Source organism: Novosphingobium pokkalii (genome assembly GCF_014652855.1).
GTDB classification, from domain to species: domain Bacteria; phylum Pseudomonadota; class Alphaproteobacteria; order Sphingomonadales; family Sphingomonadaceae; genus Novosphingobium; species Novosphingobium pokkalii.
Genome location: NZ_BMZP01000001.1, coordinates 145,140 through 160,805 on the forward strand (window position 1 = coordinate 145,140; position 15,666 = coordinate 160,805).

The window sequence follows — 15,666 nt, forward strand, 5'->3', positions numbered from 1 at the left end:
ACCCCCTCCTCTGAAGAGGAGGGGGCTTTTTGTGGGTCAGGCTTGCGCGGCTTGTACCGTGTTGGCCAGCAGGCAGGCGATGGTCATCGGGCCAACGCCGCCGGGCACCGGGGTGACGGCGCGGGCGTGGTCCATTTCCGCCGCCGCGCAATCGCCGACCAGGCGGGTGGTGCCGTCGGGCTGCGTCACGCGGGTGATCCCCACGTCGATCACCACGGCGCCGGGCTTGATCCAGTCGCCCTTGACCAGTTCGGGCGCACCGGCGGCGGCGACCACGATATCGGCCTTGCGCACGATATCGGGCAGGCCCTGCGTAGCAATGTGGGTGACGGTGACGGTGCATTCGCGTTCCAGCAGCAGCATGGCCACCGGCTTGCCGACGATGTTGGACTTGCCGATCACCACGGCATCGAGCCCGCGATAGTTGTCGATCACCGTGTCGAGCAGCATCATGCAGCCGAGCGGCGTGCAGGGCACCAGCCCGCCCGTGCCGGTGGACAGGCGGCCGACGTTGACCGGGTGGAATCCGTCGACATCCTTGGCCGGATCGATCGCATCGAGCACCTTGCCCGCGTCGATCTGCGCCGGCAGCGGCAACTGCACCAGAATGCCGTGCACGCCGGGATCGGCATTGAGCGCGGCGATCAGCGCGAGCAGATCGGCTTGCGCAGTGTCGGCCGGCAGGCGGTGCTCGATCGAATGGATGCCGACCTTGGCGCATTGGCTGATCTTGCGGCCGACATAGACTTCGCTGGCCGGATCGTTGCCCACCAGCACGACGGCCAGGCCCGGTGCGCCACGGCCCTGCGCCACCATCCCGGCGACAGCCTGGGCCGTTGTTTGCGAAAGGGCGCGGGCGATCGCCTTGCCATCGATAAGCGTTGCCATGTTCTCTCCCCAGGCAGGTGTGAAATCGGCTTTTGCCTGCGCCGCGCCATATCGCAAATATTGTATGTGTTGCATACTAATTTTGCGTCTGGGCGGATCACGCGGACAAAAAAAGAGCCGGTCGGAAATCCGATCGGCTCTGGAAGTTTTGGGAGAGGATGCCTGAAAGGCCTTATTGGGATGACGCAACCGCCGCGCAGAGGCAAATGCGTTTCTTGCAAGGAAAGATGCATTTTTTGCAATCGTAAGTCCCGGAAACGCTGGATTGACAGCGGCGGTCAGCACGTCTCGGGAAAAATGCAAACGATTTTATGAATTTGCATGGTGCGCCATGATAGCGCTAATCTTTCCTGCGACGATACCAATCTGAGACTGCATTGGTATGCGCATCGCCGATTTTCTTGCACGATGCCTTGCTGCCGGCGGCGGACAAGGCATCGTTGCCCGCGAATCAGGCTGCGAGAAGCTCTGCCGCCAGGGCCTCGGCCACCCGAATGCCGTCGACAGCGGCCGAAAGAATCCCCCCGGCATAGCCGGCGCCTTCGCCCGCCGGATAGAGCCCGCGCGTATTGAGGCTTTGCAGATCCTTGCCGCGCGTGATCCGTACCGGCGACGACGTGCGGGTTTCCACGCCGGTCATCACCACGTCCGGGTGGTCATAGCCCGCCATCTGGCGCCCGAACACGGGCAGGGCTTCGCGCAGGGCATCGGTGACGAAATCGGGCAGGCAGGTTTCCAGCTCCGTCAGGTGCACGCCAGGCTGGTAGCTGGGCACGATGCTGCCCAATTCGGTGCTGGGCCGGCGGGCGAGGAAATCGCCCACTTTCTGGCCCGGCGCCTGGTAGTTCGACCCGCCGGCCACGAACGCGCGTTCTTCCCAGTGGCGTTGCAGGGCAATGCCGGCCAGCGGATGCCCGGGAAAATCGCGTTCCGGCGTGATATCCACCACCAGGCCGGAATTGGCGTTGAATTCGGCACGGGAATACTGGCTCATCCCGTTGGTGACGACGCGGCCTTCCTCGCTGGCAGCGGCGACCACGCGCCCGCCCGGACACATGCAGAAGCTGTAGACCGAGCGGCCGTTGCTGCACTGGTGCGCCAGGGCATAGGCCGCCGGCCCCAGGATCGGATGCTTGGCGCAGGCGCCATAGCGGGCCTGGTCGATCAGGCTCTGCGGATGCTCGATGCGCACGCCGATGGCAAAGGGCTTGGCCTCGATATGCACGCCGCGGTTGTAGAGCACTTCGAAGGTGTCGCGCGCGGAATGGCCGACGGCCATGATCACGCGGCGCGCGGGCAGGTATTCTCCGTTGGACAAGTGCAGCCCGGCCAGGCGGCGCTCGCCTTGCGCATCGGTTTCCACCGCGAAATCGTCCACCCGCGTGCCGAAACGGTATTCGCCGCCCAGCTTCTCTATGGTTTCGCGCATCGACATCACCATGGTGACGAGGCGGAATGTGCCGATGTGGGGGTGGGCTTCGGTCAGGATATCGTCGGGCGCGCCGGCCTTGACGAATTCGACCAGCACCTTGCGGCCGAGATGGCGCGGGTCCTTGATCCGGCTGTAGAGCTTGCCGTCGGAAAAGGTGCCGGCACCGCCTTCGCCGAACTGCACGTTGGATTCCGGCGTCAGCACCGACTTGCGCCACAGTGCCCAGGTGTCCTTGGTGCGTTCGCGCACCGCCTTGCCACGCTCGATGATGATCGGCTTGAGGCCCATCTGCGCCAGGATCAGGCCGGCGAGCAAGCCGCAGGGACCAGCGCCGATGACCACCGGGCGGTCGCCCTCGCGCGCTGTCCAGCCTTCGGGCGCGCGCACGGGAAAGCGGTAGCTGGTGTCGGGCGCGGGGCGCACGTGGGTGTCGCCTGCCAGGCGGGCCAGCACTTCGGCTTCGTCGGCGTCGGACAGGGTCACGTCCACGGCGTAGACGAGCTGGATCGCGTTCTTGCGGCGCGCATCGTTGCCGCGCTTGGCCACGGCATGGCGCAGGATCTGCGCTTCGCTCACGCCCAGTCGCGCGGCAATGGCCGGCAGCATGGCTTCGGGGGCGTGATCGAGCGGCAGCTTGAGTTCGGTAAGGCGCAACATGGGGTGCGCCTCTACCCCTTGCGCTGCCGAAGGGAAAGCCGGATGAAAGGGACCATGCGTTTCCCCCGTCCCGCCATCGCCGCGCTCGTCGCCATGTCCCTGGCATCGCCGGCCCTGGCCGATGTGCCGCTGCCGACCAAGGCCGAGCGCGCGGTGCACGAGCGCGCGCTGACGCTCGACACCCATCTCGACACCCCGGCTTCGCTCGTGCTGCCGGGCTGGTCGATCACCCAGCGCCACAGCGTGCGCGACGATTATACGCAGGTAGACGTGCCGCGCATGATCGCCGGCGGCCTCGATGGCGGGTTCTGGGCGATCTATACCCCGCAAGGCCCGCTCGATCCGGCCAGCACGCGGGCGGCGCGCGACTATGCCTTTGCCCGCGCGGTGGCGATCCACGCCATGGTTGCCGCCCATCCCGAGGCCTTTGCCCTGGCCGACAAGGCCGCCGACGCCGCGCCGATTGCCGCGAGCGGGCGCCGGGTGGTCTATCTGTCCATCGAGAACGCCTGGCCGCTGGGCGATGACCCAACGTTGCTCCAGGCTTTCCATGCCTTGGGCGTGCGGATTTCCGGCTTTGCCCATTTCCGCACCAACCAGTTTGCCGACAGCAGCACCGATGCGCCCAAGTGGGATGGCCTGAGCCCGGCGGGCGTCCAGCTTCTGGCGGAAATGAACCGGCTGGGCGTGGTGGCCGATCTTTCGCACAGTTCCGATGCCGCGCTCGACGATGCGCTGCGCCTGTCGAAAGCGCCGATCCTGCTCAGCCATTCGGGCTGCAAGGCGGTCTATGATCATCCGCGCAACATCGACGACGCCCATCTGCGCGCGCTGGCGGCACAGGGCGGGGTCATCCAGATCAATTCGGTCTATGTGAAGAAGCTGGTGCAGGATCCGCAGCGCAAGGCCGCGCTCGATGCGCTGGAGCAGCGCTATCCCGAACATCGCACCCTGAGCGCGGCCGAGCGGGCGGATTACCTCGCGCAGCGCCACGCGATCGACCGGCAATGGCCCGAAGCGCGCGCGGGCTTCGACGATTTCATGGCCAATCTGCGCCATGCGCTGACCGTGGCCGGTGTCGATCATGTCGGCATCGGCATGGATTGGGATGGCGGCGGCGGGGTGGCCGGGCTGGAAGACGTGGCCGACCTGCCCAAGGTTACCGCCGCGCTGCTGCGCGCGGGCTATAGCGAGGCGGATGTGGACAAGATCTGGTCCGGCAACGTGCTGCGCGTGCTGACGGCGGCGGAAGCCGAAAGCGCGCGCGAGCGGGCGGGTGCTGCAACGGCGCAGTGATCGACCCGCGCTAATTTTTGCAACGATCCGTTCCGATCATTGCGTTGGATCGATAGGGGGGTGGCGGCTATGACGGTCGACACCATGGCCGACACGCCCGAAAACACTGTTCCGAAGCTGCCGCGCAGCGAAGCCGAAGCGCAGGCCTGCGCTGCCCGCCATGGCTGGACCATTCCCGCGCCATGCCTGCCGGGGGTGGTCGCCAACCTGGACCTGCTGGCCCGCCACGCCGCGATCTTTGCCGGAAAGCCGGCGTGATCGGCGCGCTGGAGCAGGCCGCCGCCGTGCGCAGCGGCCAGGTGCGCGCGGTCGATCTGGCGCAGGCGGCGCTGGCCCGCCTGGCCGCCGACCGGCATGTGGCGGTCACGCGCCTGCTGCCCGCCCGCGCGCTGGACGAAGCGGCCCGCGTCGATGCACTGGTGGCGCAGGGGCGCGATCCGGGGCCGTTGGCCGGGGTGCCCTATGGCGTGAAAGATCTGTTCGACGTCGCCGGGGAAGTGACCACGGCCGGCTCTGCCGTGCGCGCCGGGGCGGCTCCGGCCAGTGCCGACGCGGAAAGCGTGCGGCGCCTGGCGCAGGCCGGCGCGGTGCTGGTGGCGACGCTCAACATGGACGAGTTCGCCTATGGCTTTGCCACGATCAATGCGCGGCACGGCACGACGCGCAATCCGCACGATCCGGCGCGCCTGGCTGGCGGATCGTCCGGTGGGTCTGCGGCGGTGGTCGCCGCCGGGCATCTCGCCTTTGCGCTGGGGTCTGACACGAACGGCTCGATCCGCGTGCCGGCGAGCCTTTGCGGGCTCTATGGCCTGAAGCCGACCCATGCCGACCTGCCGCTCGACGGCACGTTTCCCTTTGCCCACAGCTTTGACGATATCGGCCCGTTCACCAGCGATCTGGCCGATCTGCGCGCGGTGTGGGCTGTGCTGTCCGGCCGGATCGATGCTGCGCCAACCGACGCGCCGCGCCTGGGCTGGCTGGGCGGGCGCTTTGCCGAAAACCGCGATCCGGCGCAGGCGGCGGCGATTGCCGCTGTGGCGGGCGAAGGGCCTTGCGTCGTGCTGCCCGATCTGGCGCGCTATCGCTCTGCCGCGTTCCTGATTACCGCCTATGAAGGCGGCGCGCTGCACCGCGCCGATCTGGCGCGCGCGGCGATGGGCTATGACCCGGCGGTGCGCGATCGGCTGACCGCCGGCAGCCTGCTGCCCCCCGCGCTCTATGAAGCGGCGCAAGCCCTGCGGGCGCAGGCGCGTGACCATGTCGATGCGCTGATGGAAGCGGCCGGGGTGGACGTGCTGCTGGCCCCGGCCACGCCCTGCGTGGCGCCGCCGATCGCCGATCCGCGCATCGTGATCGACGGGGCCATGGTGCCGGCTCGGGCCGATCTTGGCATTCATACCCAGCCGATCACGTTCCTGGGCCTGCCGTCGCTGTGCGTGCCGCTGCACCGGCCGGGGCAATTGCCGCTGGGCCTGCAACTGATCGGACGCCGTTTTGGCGAGACAGCCCTGTTCGCATGTGCACAAATGCTGGAAGAGCGGGGCGTGACGGGCGCCACTGCGCCGGGGGAAATTTCAGGGGAATGGCAATGACGGACAGCGTGGCGCAGAAGATCGGCGCTTATTTCGATTTTTCCGGGCGAGGCACCACGCTGCGCACCGAAGTGGTGGCGGGGGCCACCACGTTCCTGACCATGGCCTATATCGTGCTGGTCAACCCCTCCATCCTCGGCCAGGCGGGGATGCCGGTGGCGGCCGTGGCGGCGGCGACCTGCTTTGCCGCAGCCTTTGCTTCCGTGCTGATGGGCGTGGCGGCCAATACGCCGCTGGCCCTGGCGCCGGGCATGGGCCTTAACGCCTATTTCGCGTTCACCGTGGTCGGGCAGATGCACGTGCCCTGGCCGGTGGGGCTGGGCTGCGTGATGATTTCGGGGCTGGTGTTCCTGATCCTGACGCTCACGGGTGTGCGCCAGTTGATCGTCTCGGTCATTCCCAACTATCTGTTTGCCGCCGTCGCCGGGGGTATCGGCCTCTTCATCGGCTTCATCGGGTTGAAGGATGCCGGCATCGTGGTGGGCAACCCGGCCACGCTGGTGGCGCTGGGCAACCTCAAGAGCGCGGGGCCGGCGCTGGCGCTGCTGGGCCTTTTGATCATCGGCGTGCTTTCGGTGTGGAACGTCCGCGGCGCCATGCTGCTGGGCATTGTCGCCACCACGCTGGTGGGCTGGTTTTCCGGCATGGTGCACGTTGCGCCGCAGCCCTATTCGCTCGACGCGCTGACCGCCACGGCCTTCAAGCTCGATCTGCCCGGCGTGCTCAAGCTGTCGGGCGGAGTGGTGGAGATCGTCTTCGTCTTCCTGTTCGTCGATCTGTTCGACAATATCGGCACCTTGGTGGCCGTGACCAAGCGCGCCGGGCTGATGGACAAGGCCGGGCGCATTTCGGGCCTCAACCGCATCCTCATTACCGACGCGGTGGCGACGATGGTCGGCGCGCTGGCGGGCACCAGCACCGTGACCTCCTACGTGGAAAGCGCGGCGGGGGTGCAGGCTGGCGGGCGCACCGGGTTGACCGCGATCGTCACCGGCGTGCTGTTCTTTGCGACGATGTTCGTGGCGCCCTATGCCCAGCTCGTGCCGCTGGCGGCCACGGCCCCGGCGCTGATCATTGTGGGCGGGCTGATGCTGCTGCCGCTGACCGAGGTGGAGTGGGAAGACCCGATGGCGGCGATCCCCGCGTTCCTGACCGTGGCGATGATCCCGCTGACCTTCTCGATCGCCAATGGTCTGGCGCTGGGCATCACCGCCCATGCCGTGCTCACCCTGCTGCGCGGCCGCGCGCGCACCAGCGACTGGTTCCTGTTCGTGTTGGCGGCGCTGTTCGTCGCGCGGTTCGTGTGGATGGGAGCAGCCTGATGCGCAAGATGAAGTCCCTGCTGGCCGCTGCCGCCGCTTTGCTGGCCGCCCCGCAAGCGGCCCATGCCACGGCGCGCCTGCTCGATCCCGTGCCGCGCACCTTGGTGCTGACCGCCTATGCCCCGGAATGGGAGGCCATGGCGGCGGTGATCACCCATGGCCGTCGGGTGAAAGTCAACGATCGGGAGATCGTGCTGGGCACCCTCGCGGGCCGGCCGGTGATCCTGATGTCGAGCGGGGTGTCGATGGTCAACGCCGCGATGAACACGCAGCTTGCCATCGACCATTTCCGGGTGAAGCGCATCGTCTTTTCCGGCGTGGCCGGTGGCGTGGACCCCGCGCTGAGCATCGGCGACGTGTCCGTGCCCGAACAATGGGGGCAATATCTGGAAGTGATGTTTGCCCGCCAGACCGACAAGGGCTGGCAGACGCCGTCGCCCAGCCCGGTGGGCGCGCCGGAAAACTGGCAGTTCATCTTCCCCAACGGCACCCGCGTGGGCAATGCGGCCGAGCCGGCGAAGAACCACATCCTGCTTGCCGCCGATCCGGCGCTGGTGGCCCTGGCGCGCAAGGTGGCGGCGGGCCTGGTGCTCAAGCGCTGCGCCGCGCCGGGTGCCGGGCAGAGCGCGCAAAGCCAGCTTTGCCTGCCGCACGATCCCAAGGTGGAAGTGGGCGGCACCGGGGTTTCGGCGGGCGTCTATGCCGACAATGCGCAGTTTCGCGAATATCTGTTCCGCGCCTGGCATGCCCGCCTGCTCGACATGGAAAGCGCGGCGGTGATCCAGGTAGCCTATGCCAACCGGGTGCCGGCGATCGTGTTCCGCTCGCTGTCCGACCTCGCCGGCGGGGATGCCGATCACAACATGGAATATGTCTTCGATCACGTCGCGTCGGTGAACGCGGCTACGGTGGTGCGCGCGTTCGTCACCGCGCTGCCGAACTGAGACGGCCATGGCGCGGGTGCTTCATACCGTGAGCGGCCGGAGCGGGATCGTCACCGCGCCGCATCACCTGGCCGCGCAGGCCGGGCTCGACGTGCTCAAGGATGGCGGCAGCGCGGCCCAGGCGACGATCGCCGTGGCCGCCGCGCTGGCCGTGGTCTATCCGCACATGACCGGGATTGGCGGCGATGGCTTCTGGCTGATCCGCGAAGCGGACGGGCGCGTGCATTCCGTCCATGGCGTGGGCGGCGCGGCGCAGGCGGCGACGTTGGACCTCTACAGCGGCCATGCGGCGGTGCCCTGGCGCGGGCCGCTGGCAGCCAATACCGTGGCGGGCACGCTTTCGGCTTGGGATGCGGTGCTGGCCACCGAGCCTTCGTCCCTGCCGCTTGTCCGCCTGCTGGCTCCGGCCATTGCCCATGCCGAGGCAGGCGTGGCGGTGACGGCTGGGCATGCCGCTCTGGCGGCGGCCAAGGGACCGGAACTGCGCGCGCAGCCGGGTGCCTATGCCCAGGTGTTCGAGCCGGAAGGGCGGCCCTTGTGCGAGGGCGATGTGCTGCGCCAGCCCGCGCTGGCGGCCACGTTGGCGCGCTTGGGTGAGGCGGGCCTTGCCGATTTCTACACCGGCGCGCTGGCGGCCGAGGTGGCGGCCGATCTCGCCGTGCTGGGCAGCCCGGTCAGCGCCGCCGACCTTGCCGCCCACCGCGCCACGCGGCCTACGCCGTTGCAGGTGCAGACTGGGGCCGGCACGCTCTATAACGCCGCGCCACCCACGCAGGGGGTCGCGTCGCTGCTGATCCTGGCGCTGGCCGAATGCGCCGGTATCAGCGAAGGCGAAGGGTTCGACCATGTCCACCGCCTGGTCGAGGCAACCAAACAGGCGTTCCTGTGGCGCGACGCGCATTGCGGCGATCCGGCCTACATGACGGTGGCGGCGCAGGATTTGCTGAGCGATGGCGTCACGCTCGATGCCATGGCCGCGCGGATCGATCCGGCGCGCGCGCTGCCCTGGCCACAGCCCTCGCAATGGGGCGATACCTGCTGGTTCGGCGCGGCCGATGCGCAGGGGCAAGTCGTCTCGGCGATTCAGAGCACTTATTTCGAGTTCGGTTCGGGGCTGGTGCTGCCCAAGACCGGCATTACCTGGCAAAACCGGGGCGCCTCGTTCCGCCTGGCCGAAAGCGGGTGGAACGCGCTCAAGCCCGGGCGCAAGCCGTTCCACACGCTCAATCCCGCGCTGGCGGAGCTGAACGACGGGCGGGTGATGGCCTATGGCACGATGGGCGGGGAAGGCCAGCCACAGACGCAGGCCGCTGTATTCAGCCGCCATGTGTGGCACGGGATGGACCTGCAAGACGCAATCAGCGCACCGCGCTGGCTCCTGGGCCGCACCTGGGGCGAGGACAGCACAACGCTCAAGATCGAGGATGGCTTTGCGCCCGAAACCTATGCCGCGCTGGCCGCAGCAGGGCATCAGGTCGAGCGCGTCGGGCCGTTGACCGCGATGATGGGCCATGCCGGGGCGATCGTGCGCCATGCCGATGGCCGCCTGGATGGCGCGACCGATCCGCGCAGCGACGGGGGCGTGGCGGCATGGTGAGCGGTGGTGGACATCGCGCCGTGGCGCGCTGCGAGGCGTTGGGCCGTGCGCCCTATTCCGACATGGACGGCGGGCTCTATCGCGGCTGGCTTTCCCCGGCACACCGCGCCAGCGTGGCGCAAGTGGCGGCGTGGATGGCCGACGCCGGGATGGCGACGCGCATCGACGGCGCGGGCAACCTGATCGGGCGCTATGAAGGCACGGGCGATGGCCCGCCGCTGCTCATCGCCAGCCATATCGACAGCGTGCGCGATGGCGGGTTTTACGATGGCCCGCTGGGCGTGATGCTGGGCGTCGAATGCGTGGCGGCGCTGCATGAGGCCGGGCGGCGCATGCCGTTCCCCATCGAGGTCATTGCCTTTGGCGACGAGGAAGGCAGCCGCTTTCCCGCCGCGATGCTGACCAGCAAGGCCCTGGCCGGTGTGCTGGACCAGGTGCCGGAGATGGCCGACGCCAGCGGCGTTTCGCTGCGCGCGGCCATGGCGGAGTGGAGCCTGGCGCCCGAGGGCCTGCTCGCCGCGCGCCACCCCGGCGCGCTGGCCTATCTCGAAGCGCATATCGAGCAGGGGCCGGTGCTGGAAGCCGAGGGGCTGGCGCTGGGCGTGGTCACCGGCATTGCCGCGCAACTGCGTTATGAAGTGGTGGTGCAGGGGCTGGCCGGCCACGCCGGCACGTGCGCCATGCCGCTGCGCCGCGATGCCCTGGCCGGCACGGCCGAGATGATCCTGGCGATCGAGCGCATCGCCGGCGCCGACGCCAGCGACCTGGTGGCCACCGTGGGCCGGATCGAGGCTCTGCCCGGCGCGGCCAACGTGATCCCCGGCGAAGTGCGCTTCACCATCGACGTGCGCGCCGGAGAGGCCGCACGGCGCGACCGGGCCGCCAAGGCGATCCTGGCCGAAATCGCCGCCATCGCCGCCCGGCGCGGACTGGTGCTGAACCATCGCCTGATTCACGATCTGCCCCCGTCGCCTTGCGATCCGGCGCTGATGGACCTGCTGGAGGCCGCGCTGGTTGCCACGGGCCATCCGCCACGCCGGCTTGTTTCCGGGGCCGGGCATGACGCCATGATCATGGCTGCACTGTGCCCCACCGCGATGCTGTTCATCCGTTGCCGCGATGGCGTGAGCCACAATCCGGCCGAGCATGTCGAACCCGCCGATGCGCAGGCCGCGCTGGCGGTGATGCTCGGCTTTATCGAGAACCTGGGAGCGTCCTGTGCTTGATCCGCTGCTGTTTGGCGAAATCGATCCCCCCCAGCGCCTGTTGATGGGGCCGGGGCCGGTCAATGCCCATCCTCGCGTGCTGCGCGCGATGAGCGCCGATCTGCTGGGCCAGTTCGACCCGGAAATGACCGGCTACATGAACCAGGTCATGGCGCTCTATCGCCCGGTGTTCGGCACGCAGAACCAGTGGACCATGCTGATCGACGGCACCGCGCGGGCCGCGATCGAGGCTTCGCTGGTCAGCCTGATCCAGCCCGGCGAAGTGGCGCTGGTGGTCAATTTCGGCCGCTTTGGCCTGCTCTTGCAGGAAATTCTTACGCGGATCGGCGCCCGGTTCGAAACCGTCGATGCGCCCTGGGGTGAAGTCGTGCCGATGGAGGCGATCCGCGAAGCTGCCCTGCGCGTGCAGCCGCGCCTGATCTGCACCGTGCACGGCGATACCTCCACCACCATGGCGCAGCCGCTCGACGGGATCGGCGCGGTGGCGCGTGAAGTGGGCGCGCTGGTCTATGTCGATGCCACGGCAACGTTGGGTGGCATGGAGATCGCGGCCGATCGCTGGGGCGTGGACGTGGTGACCGGCGGCTTGCAGAAATGCCTGGGCGGGCCATCGGGCAGCGCGCCGATCACCGTTTCCGATGCGGCGGCCGAGGCGATCTTTGCCCGCCGCCATGACGAGAAAGGCATTCGCGCCGCCGATGCCGTGGACGGCAGTGGCCCGCGCATTCCGTCGAATTATTTCGACCTTGCGATGATCATGGATTACTGGAGCGAGAAGCGCCTCAATCACCATACCGAGGCGACAACCATGCTCTATGGCGCGCGGGAATGCGCGCGGGTGGCGCTGGGCGAGGGGCTGGAGGCGCGCTTCCGCCGCCACAAGGCCGCCGGCGCAGCGATGAGCGCGGGCCTGCGCGCCATGGGGCTGACGCTGTTTGGCGATGATGCCCACCGCATGACCAATGTGACCGGCGTCTATATTCCGCAGGTTGTGGATGGCGAAGCGGTGCGCCGGGCAATGCGCGAGCATTTCGAGATCGAGATCGGCACCGCGTTCGGCCCGCTGATTGGCAAGATCTGGCGCCTGGGCGCGATGGGCTACAACGCCATGAAGCACAAGGTCTTGCTCACGCTCGGCGCGTTGGAAGCCTGCCTCGCGGCGGAAGGCGTGTCGCTGCCGCTGGGTGCGGCTGTGCCCGCTGCGCTGGCAGCGTGGGACGCGGAGATGGCGGCATGACGCGCGACCTTGTCGGCTATGGCGCGGAGCCACCCGAGGCGCAGTGGCCCGGCGGCGCGCGCGTGGCGGTGAACTTCGTGATCAATTACGAAGAAGGCGCCGAAAACTGCGTCTTGAATGGCGACGAACTGTCCGAGGGGTTCCTGTCCGACATGGTCGGCGCCGCGCGCCATCCGGCGCGGGCCATGGCGATGGAAAGCCTCTATGAATATGGCAGCCGCGCCGGCTTCTGGCGGCTGCACCGCTTGTTTACCGAACGCGGCGTGCCGGTGACGGTGTTCGGCGTGGCGAGCGCCATGGCGATGAACCCGGCGGCGGTGGACGCGATGCTCAAGGCCGGTTGGGAAGTGGCTAGCCACGGCTTGCGCTGGATCGATTATCAATACGTGCCCGAAGCGGTGGAAGCCGAGCATATCGCCCAGGCAATTGCCCTGCACACGCAGTTGACCGGCAACCGCCCGCTGGGCTGGTATCAGGGCCGCACCAGCCCCCAGACTGCGCGCCTCGTCGCGCAGGAGGGCGGCTTTGTCTATGACGCCGACAGCTATGCCGACGACGTGCCCTATTGGGACAGGCAGCATGGCCGCGCGCAACTGATCGTGCCCTACAGCCTCGATGCCAACGACATGAAGATGGTGGCGCTCAACGGCTTTACCGAGGGTGAGCAGTTCTTCCGCTATCTGCGCGACACCTATGACCATTTGGCCGAGGAAGGCGGGCGCATGATGAGCGTGGGCCTGCATGGCCGCATTGCCGGGCGGCCGGGCCGGGCGCGGGCCGTGGCGCGGTTTGTCGATCACGTGTTGGCCGATGGGCGCGGCTGGCTGGCGACGCGGCTGGACATCGCGCGGCACTGGATCGCCACGCATCATTGCGGGGAGCAGGCGGCATGACCATCGACGATCCCGTGCTGCTTGCCGAAATGGAAGCCGCCTTTGCCGCATACGAGCGCGCGCTGATGGCCGACGACATTCCGGCAATGGACGCGCTGTTTCACGATGCGCCGACCACCAACCGCTTTGGCGTGGGCGAAGTGCTCTATGGCATCGAGGCGATCCGCGAATTTCGGAAAGGACGCGGCGGTTCGCCGCAGCGGCGCCTGGGCCGCGTGGCGATCACGGTCTATGGCGAGCGCTTTGCCACCGCCGACGCCGAATTCTTTCGCGAAGGTTCGGCACGGCGCGGTCGGCAAAGCCAGGCCTGGGTGAAATTCGCCGATGGCTGGAAAGTCGTTTCGGCCCATGTCAGCCTGGAAGGGGACAGCCATTGACCGCCCTGTTCGAGCATTCCCCCTGGGTTGAGGAACGCGCCGATGCCGCACCGTCTTCGGGCGATCGCCATGCCGACCTGATGGCAGTGGTTTACGCCGCCACGCGGGAGGAGCAGCTTGCCCTGATCCGCGCCCACCCGGAACTAGCCGGCAAGGCGGCGATCGATGGCACCCTCACCCAGGCTTCGGCCGCCGAACAGGCCTCGGCCGGTCTCGACCGCCTGACGCCGGAGGAATTCGCGCGGTTCCATGCGCTCAATGATGCCTATCGCGCGGCGCATGCCATGCCCTTCATCATCTGTGTGCGGCTGACCGACAAGGCCGGCATCCTGGCCGCGATGGCGGCGCGCGCGGGCAATGACACCGAAACCGAAATCGCCACGGCGCTTGCCGAAATCGGCAAGATCACCCGGCTTCGTCTGGAGGATATGGCATGAGCGACATGGCTATTGATACCCAAGCACTTGCTGCGCTGGAGGCCGAGCTGGCGCGGCAACTGGCGCTGGTGGACAGCTTTGGCCCGGACTGGACGCGCCCGCGCAGCCATCCCGAAGGCCACGTCCATGACGTGGTGATCGTGGGCGGCGGGCAGAGTGGCCTCGCCACCGCGTTCGGCCTCAAGCGCGAGCGGATCAACAATATCCTGGTGCTGGATGAAAATCCCGCCGGTTACGAAGGGCCGTGGGAAACCTATGCCCGGATGATCACGCTGCGCACGCCCAAGGGGCTGACGCCGATCGACTACGGTATTCCCGCACTGACTCCGCAGGCCTGGTACGAAGCCTGCTTCGGCGCGGCGGCGTGGCAGGCGCTCGACAAGATCCCGCGCGGGGTCTGGATGGAATACTTGCGCTGGTATCGCCGTGTGCTGAACCTGCCGGTGCGCAACGAGGCGAAGGTCACGGCCATCACTCCCGCCGCTGACGGAATCTATCGCGTGGCCCTGGCCGATGGCGATACCGTGCTGGCGCGCAAGGTCGTGCTGGCCACCGGCATCCAGGGCGGCGGCGAATGGCACACCCCGGCGATGATCCGGGACAACCTGCCCCGAACGCTTTACGCCCACACCAGCGAGCCGGTGGATTTTGCCGCGCTCAAGGGCAAGCGCATCGGCATCCTGGGCGGCGGGGCCAGCGCCTTTGACAATGCCAACCACGCGCTGGCGCAGGGCGTGGGCGAAGTGCACGTGTTCATGCGGCGCAAGGTGCTGCCGCGCATCAATCCGATCCGCTTCATGGAGCGGGTGGGCTTTACCGCGCGCTATCCGGCGCTGGCCGACGCGGAAAAGTATCGCGCCATGGCCGCGTTCCTGTCGCACAACCAGCCACCGACCAACGACACGTTCAACCGCGCGGCAAGCTGGCCAGGCTTTGCCCTGCATCTGGGCAGCCCGTGGGAAAGCGTGGCGCATGAAGACGGGCAAGTGATCGTCACCACGCCGCACGATCGCTTTGCCTTCGATTTCGTGATCCTCTCGACCGGCCTCGTTTCCGATCCGCGCCTGCGGCCCGAACTGGCCGCGCTGGCCCCGCATATTGCGCTTTGGGGGGATCGCGTGGCCATGCCCGAAACAGAACGCAACGCCCTGATCGACGCGCATCCCTATCTGGGTCCGGCGTTCGAGTTCCTGCCGCGCACGCCGGAAGGTGCGGCGCTGCTGCACGGCCTGTTCGCGTTCAACTATTCCGCGCTGATCAGCCTGGGCCTCTCCGCCTCGGCGCTCTCGGGCATGAAGAACGCCCTGCCGCGCCTGGTGCGCGGAATTGCCGACCAGTTGTTCCTCGATGATCGCGAGGCGCTGCTCGATCAGTTCCTGGCCTATGACGAGGAAGAATTCGTCGGCCAGTGGCCGCGCCCGGCCCCGGTGGGAGAAGCGGCATGAGCAGCCTCTCCACCCATGTGCTCGACACCGTGAGCGGCCGCCCGGCAGCGGGCATGCGGATCATGCTGTGGTCGGCCGACAGCCTGCTGGCCGAAGGCGAGACCGATGGCGATGGCCGGTTGCGCGATTTTCCGGCGCTGGCGGCGGGGGCCTATACCCTGGCGTTCCATGTCGCCGACTATTTCCGCGAGCAAGGGGCGGACCTGCCCGATCCGCCGTTCCTCGACGTGGTGCCGATCCATTTCGGCGTGGTGGCAGAGGGGCATTACCACGTGCCGCTGCTGGCATCGCCCTGGGCCTATTCCACCTATCGGGGGAGCTGA

General features: G+C 68.0%; 15 protein-coding genes. 13 read left to right on the forward strand and 2 right to left on the reverse strand.

The annotated features are described in order from the left end of the window. Positions 1 to 36: 36 nt before the first annotated feature. Together IE191_RS00690 and IE191_RS00695 are read right to left on the reverse strand one after the other, a co-directional pair. On the reverse strand, positions 37 to 888 hold the full coding sequence (locus IE191_RS00690) for a bifunctional 5,10-methylenetetrahydrofolate dehydrogenase/5,10-methenyltetrahydrofolate cyclohydrolase (RefSeq protein ID WP_191322422.1): 852 nt from the start codon (positions 886 to 888) through the stop codon (positions 37 to 39). 451 nt (positions 889 to 1,339) lie between these two features. After that, entirely contained in the window at positions 1,340 to 2,977 is a 1,638-nt protein-coding gene (locus IE191_RS00695) for an NAD(P)/FAD-dependent oxidoreductase (protein ID WP_191322423.1), read from the reverse strand. A gap of 54 nt (positions 2,978 to 3,031) precedes the next feature. Here IE191_RS00695 and IE191_RS00700 point away from each other — a divergent pair, with 54 nt between their 5' ends. From IE191_RS00700 to uraH, 13 genes are all read left to right on the forward strand, one after another. Next, positions 3,032 to 4,273, forward strand: coding sequence for a dipeptidase (locus tag IE191_RS00700; protein ID WP_191322424.1), 1,242 nt, complete (start codon positions 3,032 to 3,034; stop codon positions 4,271 to 4,273). Positions 4,274 to 4,342: 69 nt separating this feature from the next. Further along, a complete protein-coding gene (locus tag IE191_RS00705) occupies positions 4,343 to 4,531 on the forward strand; it encodes a hypothetical protein (RefSeq protein ID WP_191322425.1) in 189 nt (62 codons plus the stop codon). Further along, the gene (locus IE191_RS00710) at positions 4,528 to 5,865 is read left to right on the forward strand and encodes an AtzE family amidohydrolase (RefSeq protein ID WP_191322426.1); all 1,338 of its coding nucleotides are present in this window, start codon (positions 4,528 to 4,530) and stop codon (positions 5,863 to 5,865) included. The genes IE191_RS00705 and IE191_RS00710 overlap by 4 nt, the downstream gene beginning before the upstream one ends. Further along, positions 5,862 to 7,187 carry an NCS2 family permease gene (locus IE191_RS00715; protein ID WP_191322427.1) on the forward strand — a complete coding sequence of 442 codons (1,326 nt, stop codon included), beginning with the start codon at positions 5,862 to 5,864 and terminating at the stop codon, positions 7,185 to 7,187. Before IE191_RS00710 ends, IE191_RS00715 begins: the two co-directional genes overlap by 4 nt. Before the next feature lie 8 nt (positions 7,188 to 7,195). Then, a complete protein-coding gene (locus IE191_RS00720; protein WP_191322670.1) occupies positions 7,196 to 8,131 on the forward strand; it encodes a 5'-methylthioadenosine/S-adenosylhomocysteine nucleosidase in 936 nt (311 codons plus the stop codon). Between the two features lie 7 nt (positions 8,132 to 8,138). Beyond that, complete coding sequence (locus IE191_RS00725) at positions 8,139 to 9,728, forward strand: gamma-glutamyltransferase family protein (protein ID WP_191322428.1); 1,590 nt, start codon at positions 8,139 to 8,141, stop codon at positions 9,726 to 9,728. Further along, positions 9,722 to 10,954: an allantoate amidohydrolase gene (locus IE191_RS00730; RefSeq protein ID WP_191322429.1), complete on the forward strand. Its 1,233-nt coding sequence runs from the start codon at positions 9,722 to 9,724 to the stop codon at positions 10,952 to 10,954. The genes IE191_RS00725 and IE191_RS00730 overlap by 7 nt, the downstream gene beginning before the upstream one ends. Before the next feature lie 43 nt (positions 10,955 to 10,997). Next, a complete protein-coding gene (locus IE191_RS00735) occupies positions 10,998 to 12,191 on the forward strand; it encodes a pyridoxal-phosphate-dependent aminotransferase family protein (RefSeq protein WP_191322671.1) in 1,194 nt (397 codons plus the stop codon). Next, a complete protein-coding gene (puuE, locus tag IE191_RS00740) occupies positions 12,188 to 13,084 on the forward strand; it encodes an allantoinase PuuE (RefSeq protein WP_191322430.1) in 897 nt (298 codons plus the stop codon). Before IE191_RS00735 ends, puuE begins: the two co-directional genes overlap by 4 nt. Continuing rightward, entirely contained in the window at positions 13,081 to 13,461 is a 381-nt protein-coding gene (gene hpxZ / locus IE191_RS00745; protein WP_191322431.1) for an oxalurate catabolism protein HpxZ, read from the forward strand. The genes puuE and hpxZ overlap by 4 nt, the downstream gene beginning before the upstream one ends. After that, positions 13,458 to 13,898, forward strand: coding sequence for a 2-oxo-4-hydroxy-4-carboxy-5-ureidoimidazoline decarboxylase (uraD, locus tag IE191_RS00750; RefSeq protein WP_191322432.1), 441 nt, complete (start codon positions 13,458 to 13,460; stop codon positions 13,896 to 13,898). The genes hpxZ and uraD overlap by 4 nt, the downstream gene beginning before the upstream one ends. Next, positions 13,895 to 15,343: an NAD(P)-binding domain-containing protein gene (locus IE191_RS00755; protein ID WP_191322433.1), complete on the forward strand. Its 1,449-nt coding sequence runs from the start codon at positions 13,895 to 13,897 to the stop codon at positions 15,341 to 15,343. Before uraD ends, IE191_RS00755 begins: the two co-directional genes overlap by 4 nt. Next, positions 15,340 to 15,666, forward strand: a complete 327-nt coding sequence (gene uraH, locus IE191_RS00760) for a hydroxyisourate hydrolase (RefSeq protein WP_229815002.1) — start codon at positions 15,340 to 15,342, stop codon at positions 15,664 to 15,666. The genes IE191_RS00755 and uraH overlap by 4 nt, the downstream gene beginning before the upstream one ends.

What these genes read in the sequence shown, in the direction of transcription:
- IE191_RS00690 (WP_191322422.1), bottom strand. Translation starts at nt 888, where the DNA reads ATGGCAACGCTTATCGATGGCAAGGCGATCGCCCGCGCCCTTTCGCAA.
- IE191_RS00695 (WP_191322423.1), bottom strand. Translation starts at nt 2,977, where the DNA reads ATGTTGCGCCTTACCGAACTCAAGCTGCCGCTCGATCACGCCCCCGAA.
- IE191_RS00700 (WP_191322424.1), top strand. Translation starts at nt 3,032, where the DNA reads ATGCGTTTCCCCCGTCCCGCCATCGCCGCGCTCGTCGCCATGTCCCTG.
- IE191_RS00705 (WP_191322425.1), top strand. Translation starts at nt 4,343, where the DNA reads ATGACGGTCGACACCATGGCCGACACGCCCGAAAACACTGTTCCGAAG.
- IE191_RS00715 (WP_191322427.1), top strand. Translation starts at nt 5,862, where the DNA reads ATGACGGACAGCGTGGCGCAGAAGATCGGCGCTTATTTCGATTTTTCC.
- IE191_RS00720 (WP_191322670.1), top strand. Translation starts at nt 7,196, where the DNA reads ATGAAGTCCCTGCTGGCCGCTGCCGCCGCTTTGCTGGCCGCCCCGCAA.
- IE191_RS00725 (WP_191322428.1), top strand. Translation starts at nt 8,139, where the DNA reads ATGGCGCGGGTGCTTCATACCGTGAGCGGCCGGAGCGGGATCGTCACC.
- IE191_RS00730 (WP_191322429.1), top strand. Translation starts at nt 9,722, where the DNA reads ATGGTGAGCGGTGGTGGACATCGCGCCGTGGCGCGCTGCGAGGCGTTG.
- IE191_RS00735 (WP_191322671.1), top strand. Translation starts at nt 10,998, where the DNA reads ATGGGGCCGGGGCCGGTCAATGCCCATCCTCGCGTGCTGCGCGCGATG.
- puuE (WP_191322430.1), top strand. Translation starts at nt 12,188, where the DNA reads ATGACGCGCGACCTTGTCGGCTATGGCGCGGAGCCACCCGAGGCGCAG.
- hpxZ (WP_191322431.1), top strand. Translation starts at nt 13,081, where the DNA reads ATGACCATCGACGATCCCGTGCTGCTTGCCGAAATGGAAGCCGCCTTT.
- IE191_RS00755 (WP_191322433.1), top strand. Translation starts at nt 13,895, where the DNA reads ATGAGCGACATGGCTATTGATACCCAAGCACTTGCTGCGCTGGAGGCC.
- uraH (WP_229815002.1), top strand. Translation starts at nt 15,340, where the DNA reads ATGAGCAGCCTCTCCACCCATGTGCTCGACACCGTGAGCGGCCGCCCG.